Here is a 13,807-nt window from a genome sequence, read left to right on the forward strand (position 1 = left end):
ACGCTGATTTGTTTTTTATATTAACGATGTTTTTATATGATGAATCGGCGCAGTGCCAATTATTATCGGGAGGGCATTTCTTTATTAACCGACAATAAAACCGGTGATGGGCAGTAAAACGTAAGGATAGGGTTCGACATCATGTTTGTTTGCCCCGCTATCTTCGGTGGTGCTATCTACGGTAGTGATAACGGGGCAAATGGTGAACGATGTTATTTAAAATCCACCGTCATCAGTTCAGGTACGCTGAATTGACGAGTGGTTTCAACGCACTTGCCTACATATTCGGTAAAGCGCGGCGGAGTTTTCATGCCCAGTTGCAACAGCTTGCGGTTGCTGAACTTGACATTCAACTGGGCGAACGAGCCGTACAGACGCATGGCGCGCAGCATCAGGCGTTCGTTGCAGGGGCCGTACAGTTCGCTGAAGCTGCTGCGCAGTTTGATCAGGTCGTGGTAACTCACCTGGCGGTAGGCCTCCCCCATCGGCGGGCGCGACGCCGCCTGCGCCATCGCCAGATCCACTTCGCTGAAACTCACGCTGGAGGCTTCGCCGGCGGAAATATGGTAGATATCGTCGACCGCCTGCTCGGCGTGCAGCAGCATCAGGATTGCTTCGGCGCAGAAGTCCACCGGGATAACATCGATTTTATCGTCAAGCGAGCACATGAATCTCTGCAGCTTCATCGCCATCTCAAACACCCAGTAGATGCTGCTGGACGGCTTACAGCCCAGACGGGAATGGCCGACGATGATCGACGGGCGCACAATCAGCAGCGGCATGGCCGGGCAGTGCTCACGCATCAGGTTTTCGATGGTGGCTTTGGACAGGGTGTATTCGACGATGTGCGATTTTTCCGTATCCAGCAGGTCGGATTCCTCCACCACTTCGTCCTGATCCGGTACGCAGGACATCGCGGTGCCGATCTGAATGAATTTTTGCAGCGATTTAACCTGGCTCATGCGTCTGGCAAAGGCCAGCGTGCCTTCCACGTTCACTTTCCAGATCAGCGGATTGTTGCCAAATGAGGCGATTGCCGCGCTGTTGATAACATGGGTGACGCTGTCCAGCGCCGGATGTTGAAGAAAAGATTCAGGTTCAGCCAAGTCGCCGACAATAATATTGTCTTCCGTCAACCGAGATAATGATGATTCCGAAATATCAAATTTACGCAAGTTATTTAGGATTCGTTTAAGTCCGTCCTGTTTATTTTCGGCTCTGACCAACATAAACAAATTTTCAATTCGCTCGTCCTGTAGCGCTTTTTCCATCACAGCACCGCCCAGGAAGCCTGTTGCTCCGGTGATGAGTATTGTTTTCATGATGTTAATACCATTTTTATGTAATAGGGAGGTGCCGTCTGAATCGCGCTCAGATACAGCGGCGACATTCTATTTCAGTGGGTTTTCGGTTTTCAATTTTCCGGCCGGCTTTTCTTATCTTGTTGTCGTTCCGTTTAGCTTTTTTAGCTTTTTCATTATTTTTTAATTAATGTCCCTGACCATTGTTACAATTATTTATATATGCATTAAGAAATCAATCGATAAATTATTAAACCTGGCGTGAGTGTCAATGTCTGGGGGCGAGTGTCGTCGGTTTCTGCGCGCCGGTCATCGGCGGCGGCCATTTCGGGTAAGCGGAGGTGCGAAGGCGGTGAGAAGAAGAGAACACAATAGCCTATCGCCGCCGGAGCGTTGCACGCACGGATACCGGCGACGACAGGAACTGGATTAGAACGTATAGGTGACGGCAAACGTCCCCTCGCCCTGATCGGCGCGAAACACGATGGGGCTGTTCGAAGCTTTATCGTTCAGGCGGGTATAGCTGCCGCTGAGCGTGGCGGCCCAGTGCGGATCAAACTGATGGGTCCAGAACAGCGAGACGGACTGACCGTACAGACCGCTTCCAGCTTGATAGACGCGATAGCCGGAGTTCTGGCTCTGCTGCTGGTTGACGCCGTAAAACAGGTTGTTATAGCGGGCGTCGCCGAACAGCAACGTGCCCTGAGCGCCCAGCGTGTCCGATTTGTCCTGGAACAGAATGCTGGTCAGCGATGTCTGGTATTGCACGCCCTGGCTGTCGGTCAGCGGCAGAATCGCCTTCGCTTCCACCGACAACTGGTCGGTAAATTGCCAGCCCAGCGCCACGGCGGTGTTCAACACGCCGTCAATGTCGCCCATGCCGCGCAGTTTGTCGGAGCCGGAGCGGAAAGAGGATTTCTTGTCGGTGCGACCGATGGAATAACCCAGCGTGTGTTCAAGATAGAACTGGCCGAACTGCAGGTCATAACCCGCGCCTTTGGCGGTGTCGAAAAAGAAGGCGCCCTGACGAGCCTGAATCACCGGCAGCATATCCCAACGGCGTTCATCCGAGCCGCTGTAGCGCGGCGCATTGTGGGCGGCAAGGCCGAGGGTGACGCCATCCTGTTGACCGGGGGCGGCATCGTCGGCCCAACTGATGTTGCTGCCGGCGAAGAAAAGAGTAGCTATATAAAAGGGAATATGTCGCACTATCATCCTGACTGACTCCTTAGACGGGTAAATGTGTTGCCTGCAACAGGCGTTTTCGTGCATCCCTGTACGAGAGCTGGTTAGTATACGCATCAGCGTCAATGTACTGTCAGCAAATCATGAAGAAATTATCAAGAGAACCACGATGAGTCCGAAACGCATTCTGATAATCGAAGATGACACGGATGCTGCCAGCGTGCTGGAAGCCTATCTGAAACGTGACAATTTTCAGGTTTTGCTGGCGGGAGATGGGTTGAGCGGGCTGGATATGGCACAGCGCCTGAAACCGGATTTGATCTTGCTGGATGTGATGCTGCCGGGAATGAACGGCACCGAAGTGCTGGCCGCCCTGCGTCGCAAAAGCGATGTGCCGGTGATTATGGTCACCGCTATGGGGGACGACACCGATAAGATCGGCGCGCTGCGGTACGGCGCGGACGATTACGTGACCAAACCCTACCATCCCGGCGAAGTAGTAGCCCGCGTGCAGGCGGTATTGCGGCGCACCTGCGGCGCGATGACGGCCGGGCGTTTGTTGACCTTCGGCACGCTGGAGGTGGATCAGGATGCGATGGTCGCCTCCGTGACCGATGCGCAGGGCGAGCGCCAGCCGCTGGACTTGACGCCGACGGAGTTCAGCCTGCTGGCGACCCTGCTGCGCGCCCAGACCCGCGCGTTTTCCCGCCAGGAGTTGCTGGAGGCGTGTCTGCCGGACAGCGACGCGCTGGAGCGGGTGGTGGATACCCATATTTATAATCTGCGCAAAAAGCTGGAGGCGGTCGGCATTGGCGGGGTGCTGCTGACGGTGCGCGCGTTTGGTTACAGGTTCCGTTAGCCATGAATAACATGCCTCATCTTTCGCTGTGGCGCTGGCTTTGTATCCGCATTTTGTCGCTGGCGATTGGCTCGATAGTGTTAATCGCCACCTGTATGTGGCTGCGGTTTGCCATCTGGAATCTGTGGGTTATCCATCGAATGCCGGAAGCGGTGCGTCATGAGTTCACCACATTACAGAGCAACCCCAATCTGAACCGCGCCCGTTACTACGAGATTCTGGATACCTGGTACGGCCCTAAGTCTTTCGACCTGTCCATCGCCTCTGAAGACTGGCTGATCCTTTGGGTGCTGGTGCTGGTCGCCATTCCGCTGATTGTGATGTTGGGGTTATGGGCTGCGCGACCGCTGTCGGTACAGTTTAGCCAACTGGCGATGTCGGCGCGCGCGGTGGCGCGCGGGCAGTTCACCACCCGCGCACGTATGGTGCCGGGCGCGCCGGCGGAGCTGACGCTGCTTACCCGCGATTTCAATGCCATGACCTCCCAGCTGGAGCGTTATGAGCGCGAACTGCACGCTTCGCATGTGGCGATGGCGCACGAGCTGCGTTCGCCGTTGACCGCCGCGATGGGGCGATTGCAGGGCATGCTGGACGGCGTTTTTTCTCCTGACGATCGGCAGTTGCAGATGGTGATGAACCAGATGCTCAACCTCAATCGCCTGATTGAGGATCTGCATTTGTTGTCGATGGTTAGCGCAGGTCAGTTAGCTATCGATAAGACCCGGCTGAACCCGGTGGAGCTGTTGCGCGACCGTATCGTCTGGATGAAGCCGAATGCCGAAGCGGCCGGTTTTACCATCACGCTGCATGCCGACGAGGAGGGATATTGCCTGGCGGATCCGCTCCGGCTGGGGCAGGTATTCACCATCCTGATGGATAACGCGCTGCGCTACGCGGTGGAAGGTAAGGCGCAGCGTATTGATGTGGCGCGGCGCGATAATCGCTGGTTGATCCGTTTTCGTGACTACGGCCCCGGCGTGAGCGAGGCATTTCTGCCGTATATTTTCGAGCGCTTTTCCCGCGCCGATACTTCGCGGGCGCGCCATTCAGGCGGCAGCGGGCTGGGGCTGTCGATCGCGCTGGCGATTTGCGAAGCGCTCGGCGGCAGCCTGACGGCGGAAAATCACCTGGAGGGCGGCATGTGTTTTACTCTTGAACTGCCGGCGGTATGACCGCGTTCAGGGCGTGGCGGTTGGGATAAAACCGATTTTTCAGCGCTCTTGATGGTTTCTTGATGAAGTGTGGAAACAATCTGGAAATGTGTACGGTGTAATAGTTACTAATCGGTAACAGGAAGCCCATCATGACGAATACAGAGTCCACCTTTTGCGCCCTTCATCACGTAGCCTGTCGCGGAGGCAACACTCTTTTTCGCGCCGGTGGGCTGGGAGCCTTGCTGCTGGCCGCGAGCCTGTTGTCCGGCTGTAACGACGCCGGCAGCGAGCCGGCTCCCGCGCCGCCGCGCCCGGTTCGTACCGTCACTGTCGCGCCGTCCGCCACCGGTGAGGTGTTGTCGCAGATCGGGGAGATCCGCCCGGCCGAAGAGACCGCACTGGGTTTCCGTCTGGATGGGCGGGTGGTTTCGCGTGTGGTGGATGTGGGCGCCATCGTGAAGCAAGGCGATGTGATCGCCACGCTGGATGCCCGCGACAGCGAAAACCAGCTGCAGAGCGCCAAAGCGGACCTGACCCGCGCGGTGGCCTCGGAACGGCTGGCGGAGCAGAACCTTAACCGGATGAAACAGCTGGCGCCCAACGGCGCCATTTCCCGTTCGCAATTGGATGAGGCGCAGTCGAACTGGGCCTCGGCGGTTTCCGTGCGTGAAAGCGCGCAGGCTAGCGTCAAAAGCGCGCAGGATCGTCTGAGCTATACCCGCTTGTCTGCGCCGGTCGCCGGGGTGATCACCGCGGTCAGCGCCAACCCCGGTCAGGTGGTGAACGCGGGTCAGGAAGTGGTGCGGCTGGCGACCTTCGCCGGCCGCGACGCGGTGTTCAATATCTCCGAGCGTCTTATCACCAGCGGCCTGAAGGATCCGCTGGTGACGGTTTCGTTGTTATCCAACCCGGCTGTCAAAACGCAAGGGCATGTGCGTGACGTCAGTCCGCTGGCTGATAGCGAAACCCGCACCTGGCGGGTGCGGGTTTCACTCGTCGAACCGCCGCAAGAAATGGTGCTGGGCGCGACCGTACAGGGCGAGGTCACGCTGCCGGGCGGCAATGCCATCGAGCTGCCGGCGTCGGCGCTGACCCGTCAGGGCGATCGCCCGGCGGTGTTTGTCGTCGACCCGCAAACGCAGACGCTGCGGCTGCAACCGATCACCCTGCGTAATTACAGCGACTCGCAGATCGTTGTCGACGACGGTCTGGTCGCCGGCGACAAGGTGGTCACCGCCGGCGTCAGCAAGCTGCGGGCGGGCGAGAAGGTTATGTTGACGGAGGCGAAGTAATGTCATCCGCATTCAAACAGAAGTGGAACCTCTCCGCCTGGGCGCTGGCCCATCAGCAACTGGTGGCCTTTTTTATGCTGGTGATTGTGGCGGCGGGCGTCATGAGCTATGAACGTCTGCCGCGCAACGAAGACCCGGCCTTTACCATCAAAACCGCGGTGGTGTCCGCCAGTTGGCCGGGCGCCACGGTGCAGGACACCGTCAGTTTCGTGACCGATGTGCTGGAAAAGAAACTGCAGGAAACCCCTTACCTTGATTTTATCGAAAGTTACAGCCGCCCCGGCGAAGCGGTGATTTTCGTCAACCTGCGCGACAGTACGCCGCCGTCCGAGGTAAAGGGCATTTGGTACACCCTGCGCAAAAAAATGAAGGATATTACCCCCACCTTGCCTGACGGGGTGAGCGAGCCGGCGGTCAACGACGAGTTCGACGATACCTTCGGCACCATTTATGGCTTTACCGCCGAAGGCTACTCGCCGCGCGAGCTGCGCGACAAGGTGGATGATATCCGTACCGAACTGCTCGCCACGCCGGATGTCGGCAAAATCGATGTGCTGGGCGTGCAGGAAGAGCAGATTGTGGTGGCGTTTTCCCCGCGGCAACTGGCCGGCATGGGGCTGGACTTGCAACAGGTAACGGCGGCGCTGCAGGCGCAGAATGCCGTCAGCCCGACCGGCACCATTCGGACCGATAACGACAAGGTGGCGTTGCGCGTCAGCGGCGCGTTTGTTTCCGAACAGAGCCTGCGTCAGGTAACGCTGCGCATCGGCGGGCGCTTTATCCCGCTGACCGATATCGCGACGGTTCATCGTCAGGCGGCGGAACCCCCGGCGCCGACGTTTCGCGTCAACGGCCAACCCGCCATCGGGCTGGCGATCTCGATGGCGCCGACCGGCAACATGCTGGATTTCGGTCAGGCGTTGCGCAGTAAAATGGCGGCGATTAGCGCATCGCTGCCGCACGGTATCGAGGTCGTCAACGTGGCGGACCAGTCATCGGTGGTGAAATCCTCGGTTAACGGCTTCGTCAAGGTGCTGCTGGAAGCGGTGGTCATCGTACTGGCGGTGTCGTTCGTGTCGCTGGGCAGCCGCGCCGGGCTGGTGGTGGCCGCGTCGATTCCGATTGTGCTGGCGATGACGTTCACCGGCATGGAGATAGCCGGTATCGGTTTGCAGCGCATTTCGCTGGGCGCGTTGATCATCGCGCTCGGGCTGTTGGTGGACGACGCCATGATCACGGTAGAGGCGATGGTGTCCAGCCTGGAGAAGGGCGAAGCCCGCGAACAGGCCGCCACCCGCGCTTACGAAACCACTGCGTTTCCGATGCTGACCGGTACGCTGGTGATGGTGGCGGGTTTTATTCCGGTCGGGTTTGCCGCTTCCAGCGCCGGCGAGTACTGCTACTCGCTGTTTATTGTGGTGCTGATTTCGCTGCTCAGCTCCTGGGTGGTGGCGGTGCTGTTCTCGCCGTTGATCGGCGTCTGGCTGCTGCCGAAGACGATGAAAGCTCATGATCACAACGCCGGCCGTCTGTCGCGGGCGTATGCCCGCCTGCTGTCGGCGGCGCTGCGCTATCGCGGCCGCACGCTGTTGCTATCGGTGGCGTTGCTGGCGCTGGCGGTCGTGGCCGCCGGTCGGCTGGAGGGCGAGTTTTTTCCGGCGTCGGACCGACCGGAACTGCTGGTCAGCCTGACGCTGCCGCGCAATGCCTCGCAGGAGGCCACCGAGCGGGAAGTGGCGCGGCTGGAGCAGTCGCTGAAAAACGATCCGGATCTGGATCATTTCTCCACCTATGTCGGGTCCGGCGCGGTGCGTTTTTATTTGCCGATGGATGTGCTGTTGCAGAATGAAAACATCGCGCAACTGGTGGTGGTGGCGAAAGGATTAAAAGAACGCGATGCGCTGCGCGCCCGGCTGGAAAAACGTTTGCAGCAGGATTTCAGCCACCTGGTGACCCGCGTGTCGCCGCTGGAACTGGGGCCGCCGGTCGGCTGGCCGCTTAAGTACCGGGTAACCGGGCCGGATATCGACAAGGTGCGCGAGTACGCCACCGGACTGGCGACGTTGATCGGCAACAACCCCGACGCGCGCGAAGTGAACCTGACCGCCGGTGAGCCGGAGCGCGCCATCCGCATCGATGTCAACCAGACCGAGGCGCGGGCGGTGGGCATCAGCTCGCAGGATGTGGCCAGCGCGCTGGCGACCATTTTCTCCGGTTCGGTCGTCACCAGCGTGCGCGATCGCAATCGAATGGTGGGGGTGGTGGTGCGCGCCCGGGATGAGGAGCGCCAGAATCTGGATACCGTCGCCAGCCTGCAACTGCGCGCCGCTAACGGTCAGCGGGTGCCGCTGGGGCAGATAGCGTCCGTCGGGTACGGCGTGGATGAGCCGATCATCTGGCGTCGCCAGCGTTTGCCGTTTATCACCGTGCAGACCGACCTGGCGCCGGGCGTGCGCGCCCAGACCTTATCGACAACGCTGGCGCCGCAGGTGGCGGCCTATCAGGCGGCGTTGCCGGCCGGTTATCACATTGAGGAAGGCGGCTCGGTGGCGGAGTCCAACAAGGGCAACAACTCGGTGTATCAGGTGTTGCCGGTGACGCTGCTGGTGATGCTGATTTTGCTGATGGTGCAGTTGCAGCGTTTCTCGCGCATGATGCTGGCGCTGCTGATGGCGCCGTTCGGGCTGATTGGCGTGGTGGCGGCGATGTTGCCGACCGGTACGCCGATGGGCTTCGTCGCCTTACTGGGAGTGATCGCGCTGGCGGGAATGATCATCCGTAACGCGGTGATCCTGATCAGCGAAGTGGACACCAACACGGCGGCGGGCATGCCTGCCGACGAGGCGATTATCCATGCTGCCCGTCACCGTTCCCGGCCGATTCTGTTGACCGCGCTGGCGGCGATTTTGGGGATGATCCCGATCGCCACCCAGGTTTTTTGGGGGCCGATGGCCTACGCCATCATCGGCGGGTTGATCGTCGCCACGCTGCTGACGCTGACGGTGCTGCCGGCGGCGATCAGTCTGGTGATGCAATGGGAAACGCGCGCCAAAGCGCAGGGGTAAAGCGGGTGAGGGGATGAATCGCCGAACGGCGCCCCGACATCCGTCACGATGCCGGGGGCGCGGGATCAGAAGGTAAAGCTCAGTTTGGCGGCGGCGCCGTAGGTGTGCTTGCTTTCGGTGCCGACCATGCCGGTCAGATCAAGATGCACGCCGAACGGCGACAGGCCAAGACCGGCGGTGACCAGATTCTTGTCGCTGTCGCGCATATTGGCGCGGTAACCGACGCGCAGCTGCGCCCAGGACAGTACGCGATATTCCGCGCCGACGCCGGCGTACTGGTTTTTCTTCTCCGAGTCAAAACCGCTGGCGGGCGTCAGGTCGATATCGGTCGCCAGCGTCAGCTTGTCGGTGTTCCAGGCCGTTCCGGCGGTGACCTGCGGCCGAAGGTTAAAGGTTCTCTGTATACCCTGCACCTCTTTGGTGTCGATGCGGCGGCCAATCAGGTTCTGCGCCACCAGCCCGGCGCTCCAGCGCGATGTCAGGTCGGTACTGAAACCGAGATCCAGGTTGGCGCCGGAGCTGGATTTCTTGAATTCCGAATTGCGAAAATCAGACGTGCTGTAGTTATTGATCGACGCAATATAGTTATAGGTGTCGATCCGTTGCAGCTTGGGGGTGATACCCACGGAAACCGGCTGACCGGCGATGCTGAACGATTTCGCCATCGCGACGCCGTATTCGGTCACCAGCGCGCCCGCGCCTTCGGCCCGGGAGGTGAAACTGTTCAGGTCGGCCGAGGTGGGAATGGTGGTGCCCGCCGCCACGCTATCCAGATAGGTCAGATCGCGGTCGGTCACCACGGCTTTGGCATTCGCCACGCCCCAGCCTTTGACGACGACGGCGAAAGGCAGCGTTTCGTTAGGAACCGCCACCACGGTAGCGGCGGCGGCATCGCCGTAAGCGCGGTCGCCATTGATGCTGTGCAAATCGCTTCTCAGCGACTGGAAGGAGGAGATGCCTTGTTGCAGCGCCAGCCGCCGCAACAGCGGGTTAGTGATGCCGCTGCTGGAGTTCAGCAGGTCTTTGATGCTATCCCAACTGCTTTTGATGCGGTCGAACTTATCTTCCACTTTGTTGGGGTCGGATACCACAGCGCCTACCGAAGGCAGAATCAGGCTAACGTTGTCGCTGGCCTGCGCTTTGGTCAGCAGCGCCGGGTTGGTCAGCGCGGCGGAGCCGTAGTGCGATGAAGCGACCCCGGTTCCGCCCATAGCGTCGTTCCTGGCATCAGACCAGGTTCCGGCGGCAAGAGTCACGGCAGGAGAAAACAGACCCGCTACCGTCATGGCGCGGACAAGTGATTTTTTATGCATACGAGCATTCCTTTATCAACGAAGGTATTGAGGAAAAAATTCCTTTTTGCTGTGTGCTCGTAGTTTTTTATAAATATTTACCCGTCATACTTCAAAATTGCAGGTGCGTTGGCTTTCCTCGCTCACCCCAGTCACTTACTTGAGTAAGCTCCTGGGGATTCGCTGCGTTGCCGCCTTCCTGCAATTCGAATTATTTAGGGTACAAACGCGGTAACTAAAATAAATAAAACCCAAGGACACCCTTATGCAGGCTGAGCAAAAACATACCTTGGTTGAAAGGAATGAATATCTCACGTCAAACTGAGACTGCGTTTCGGCGTGTCTTGCGACAATAGTGGCACAGCCTAGCATTTTCATTTCTGGCGGCGATAGCCCTTCACCCGGTTTCAGGCATGCACAGGCATAATGATTTCCTAGCGGATTGAATTTATTGCATTTATTGATTGAGTGAATAAAGGGGTTTAATTTGGCTTATTTGAGTGAATGAATTTCTTGAATTGCTGAGGGGGTTATGTCTATTTTTAAACCATAGCCCTCATCAGATAACGCGAATATTCATTTTGCGGCGATCCGGATTCTTTCAATGTTTTTTCCTCGACGGTATTCGGTGTCATTCAATCAACCGTTATTCCATCAGATTCTTTTATGCTGATATGGCCTGTCGATGCCTGATACGGCCGAAGAGACTGGTGTGCGAAAGCGAGTGTTTATAAAGCGATTGCTTATTTAGGGGAGCCTCCTTACCCTGAAAGTTCAGGCGCAATGCGATTCAGTGAGCGGCAATAAGTGAACGGCAAAGGGTAAGGTATGCGGACAATCGAAAAATTTCAGCGCGGCGACTTGCTGGCGGCAGCTTGCCCATCACGCGAAGTGCTACAGCACATTACCAGCCGTTGGGGCATCCTGATTCTGATTGTGCTGGAATCGAAAACGCTCCGCTTCAGCGAACTGCGCCGCCTGATCAATGGCGTCAGCGAACGTATGCTGGCCCAGACCTTACAGTGTCTGGAAGGCGACGGCCTGATCAACCGGGTGGCCTATGACGTGGTGCCGCCGCACGTGGAATATAGCCTGACCCCGCTGGGGAAAGAAGCCGCGGAGAAGGTGCGGGTGTTGGTTGACTGGATTGAGGACAGCATGCCGCGCATCGCTGATCACTGGCGCGAGTCGGGGACGACGCGATCGCGGAAAACGTCTGCCTGAAACGCGGCGGGAACCATGCCGGATTCCCGCCTGCGGTTAGCGCTTTTCACACGTTAGTGAATGATCACAGCCTAATGATTTCTACCGGTTTTATTGTTGATAAAACCAGAAAGCTGTGTTTAATTTTAAGTTAATGCTTTCGCATTTTTTCTATTTTAGCGTTATCGATTTTACACCAGGTTTGATTTTTTAAATTAATAACAGATTCTTGCCATGGATATCCTGCCGGTTGGCGCAGGGGCGGCTGCCTGTTTTTCAAACCTGTCGATATCGGTGATGCTTATGGCTCAGCAACGAACTCTGTATAACGCGACCCGCATGGTGCTTGAGCGCCGTTTAATGTTTGATGCCGCGGCTGTCGCCACGGCGGATCAGGTCGCTAATGACCAGCCAGACGGCGCCAGCCATGCCAGCCATGACGGCAGTGGCGATTCGGCCGCGCAGGAGCATACCAATACCGATTTAATTCAGGCAATTAGCCAGATTGAGACGCCGCCCGCCCGCGTTGAGGTTTTCTTTATTGACGGCGCATTGCCAAATAAAGACGCGCTGGTCTCGCAATTACCGGCCGATGCTTCGGTTTATATTCTGGATAGTAATCAGGATGGGCTTAATCAAATCGCTGATATTCTTTCTAATTATAAAAACGTCGATGCGATTCATATTATTTCCCACGGTGATAGTGGACAAATTGAATTAGGTAATGCCTTAATCTCGGCGGAAAATATCGATAGCTACCAAACTATATTGGAGCAAATAAATCTATCTCTAAACAGTTCTGCCGATGTTTTAATTTATGGCTGTAATGTTGGGGACGCCGCCGGACAACAGTTATTGAGCGCGCTGTCGTCGTCGCTGGACTCGGACGTGGCGGCGTCATCCGATATTACCGGTATTGACGGCAACTGGGTGCTGGAAAGCCATGTCGGCAGTATCGAAACCGAATCCATCAATCCGGCAGGCTGGCATGCCAACCTATTGCTGGGAATAAACACCGCGCCTACCGCCGTGGCCGATGTGGCGCTGGTGAGCCAAAATGGCTCGACCATCATTAATGTGACCGCGAACGATATCGATCTGGAAGGCGATGCCATCAAGGTAACCGGGGCCAGCGCACTATTTGGCAAGGTTACGATCAATGCTGACAACACGCTGACTTATAAACCCAATACTGGCTACTTTGGCGTTGATACCATTACTTATACCATTGCTGACAGTAAAGGGCTGTCGGCGTTGCTGCCGGGTACGGTAGCCGTAACGGTCAATAGCTTGCCGACATTGTCGTTGCCGGTGCTCGTCAACCTGTTCAATGAAGATACGCCGATAGTCTTCGCCGATGTTCTGGGCACCAAAATCAGTATCGGCGACCTTGACGGCAGCATCGCCAAAATATCGTTGTCGGTACCGATGGGGTCGCTGACGCTATCCCAGACCGCCAATCTGTCGTTTAGCCAGGGCGACGGCATCAACGACAGCAACATCACCATGCAGGGTAGCATTGTTGATATCAATGCCGCGCTGAATGGCCTGATCTATACCCCGGATGCGGACTATAACGGCCCGGTGACCATTACGATCGGGTTAACAGACACCTTGTTGGCGATACCGATTACCACTTCGTTGCCAATCGGCATTGCGCCGGTGGCGGATATTGTCAGCGATTCCGTCATCACCAACGTCAGCTCGCCGGTCAGCTTCAACGTGATGGCGAACGATACCTTTGAAAACATCAACGCCAGAGTGACGTCTTACAGCACGCCATCACACGGTACGGTAGTGATTGATAGCACCGGCAATGCGGTCTACACCCCCAATAGCGGTTATCTGGGTAATGACTCGTTTACTTATACCGTTACCAGTAATGGCACCACGGAAACCACCACTGTCACCATCCATATTAATACGCCGCCGGTCGCCAATCCGGATACCGCCACCACGCCGGAGGATACGTCGGTTACCGTCAACGTGCTGGCGAACGATACCGACGCGGACGGCAATACCCTGACCGTGACGTCGGCCAGCGCCGGGCACGGCACGGTGGTGATCAACGCCAACGGCACGCTGACCTACACCCCGGCGGCCAACTACAATGGCACCGACACCATTACCTATAAGATCAGTGACGGACTGGGAGCCAGCGCGACGGGTACGGTGACGGTGACCATCACGCCGGTCAATGACGCACCGGTGGCGGTCAATGATACGGCGACCACGCTGGAAGACACCCCGGTGACCGTCAACGTGCTGGTGAACGACAGCGATGTGGACGGCGACACGCTGACGGTGACGACGGCGACGGCCGGGCACGGTACGGTGGTGATCAATGCCAACGGCACGCTGACCTACACGCCGGCCGCCAACTATAACGGCAGCGACACCATCAGCTATACCGTCAGCGACGGCCACGGCGGCACCGCCACGGCCACAGTGACGGT

9 protein-coding genes are annotated in these 13,807 nt (G+C 57.6%); 6 read left to right on the plus strand and 3 right to left on the minus strand.

Translation table 11 applies throughout. The features are described from left to right. Nucleotides 1-212 precede the first annotated feature (212 nt). Complete coding sequence (locus DXXMK7_RS04230) at nt 213-1,322, minus strand: SDR family oxidoreductase (RefSeq protein WP_038918001.1); 1,110 nt, start codon at nt 1,320-1,322, stop codon at nt 213-215. Between the two features lie 408 nt (nt 1,323-1,730). Continuing rightward, nucleotides 1,731-2,516, minus strand: coding sequence for a MipA/OmpV family protein (locus tag DXXMK7_RS04235; RefSeq protein ID WP_038918003.1), 786 nt, complete (start codon nt 2,514-2,516; stop codon nt 1,731-1,733). Between the two features lie 139 nt (nt 2,517-2,655). On the opposite strand from DXXMK7_RS04235, the gene DXXMK7_RS04240 reads away from it, so the two are divergent. The 4 genes from DXXMK7_RS04240 (at nt 2,656) to DXXMK7_RS04255 (ending at nt 8,856) form a co-directional block, all read left to right on the plus strand. Further along, on the plus strand, nt 2,656-3,345 hold the full coding sequence (locus DXXMK7_RS04240) for a response regulator (RefSeq protein ID WP_038918004.1): 690 nt from the start codon (nt 2,656-2,658) through the stop codon (nt 3,343-3,345). 2 nt (nt 3,346-3,347) lie between these two features. Further along, nucleotides 3,348-4,517, plus strand: coding sequence for a cell wall metabolism sensor histidine kinase WalK (locus tag DXXMK7_RS04245; protein WP_038918005.1), 1,170 nt, complete (start codon nt 3,348-3,350; stop codon nt 4,515-4,517). A 131-nt stretch (nt 4,518-4,648) separates the two neighbouring features. Next, complete coding sequence (locus DXXMK7_RS04250; RefSeq protein ID WP_082170918.1) at nt 4,649-5,791, plus strand: efflux RND transporter periplasmic adaptor subunit; 1,143 nt, start codon at nt 4,649-4,651, stop codon at nt 5,789-5,791. Further along, the gene (locus DXXMK7_RS04255; protein ID WP_038918006.1) at nt 5,791-8,856 is read left to right on the plus strand and encodes an efflux RND transporter permease subunit; all 3,066 of its coding nucleotides are present in this window, start codon (nt 5,791-5,793) and stop codon (nt 8,854-8,856) included. The genes DXXMK7_RS04250 and DXXMK7_RS04255 overlap by 1 nt, the downstream gene beginning before the upstream one ends. Before the next feature lie 65 nt (nt 8,857-8,921). Here DXXMK7_RS04255 and DXXMK7_RS04260 read toward each other — a convergent pair whose 3' ends face one another. Then, a complete protein-coding gene (locus tag DXXMK7_RS04260; protein ID WP_038918007.1) occupies nt 8,922-10,169 on the minus strand; it encodes a conjugal transfer protein TraF in 1,248 nt (415 codons plus the stop codon). 807 nt (nt 10,170-10,976) lie between these two features. Between DXXMK7_RS04260 and DXXMK7_RS04265 the strand changes: the two genes are divergently transcribed. Beyond that, nucleotides 10,977-11,372 carry a helix-turn-helix domain-containing protein gene (locus tag DXXMK7_RS04265; RefSeq protein WP_038918008.1) on the plus strand — a complete coding sequence of 132 codons (396 nt, stop codon included), beginning with the start codon at nt 10,977-10,979 and terminating at the stop codon, nt 11,370-11,372. Nucleotides 11,373-11,654: 282 nt separating this feature from the next. Continuing rightward, a partial coding sequence (locus DXXMK7_RS21325; protein WP_193745935.1) for an Ig-like domain-containing protein occupies nt 11,655-13,807 on the plus strand: 2,153 nt, incomplete at its 3' end.

The organism is Dickeya sp. MK7 (assembly GCF_000406305.1).
GTDB lineage: Bacteria > Pseudomonadota > Gammaproteobacteria > Enterobacterales > Enterobacteriaceae > Dickeya > Dickeya fangzhongdai.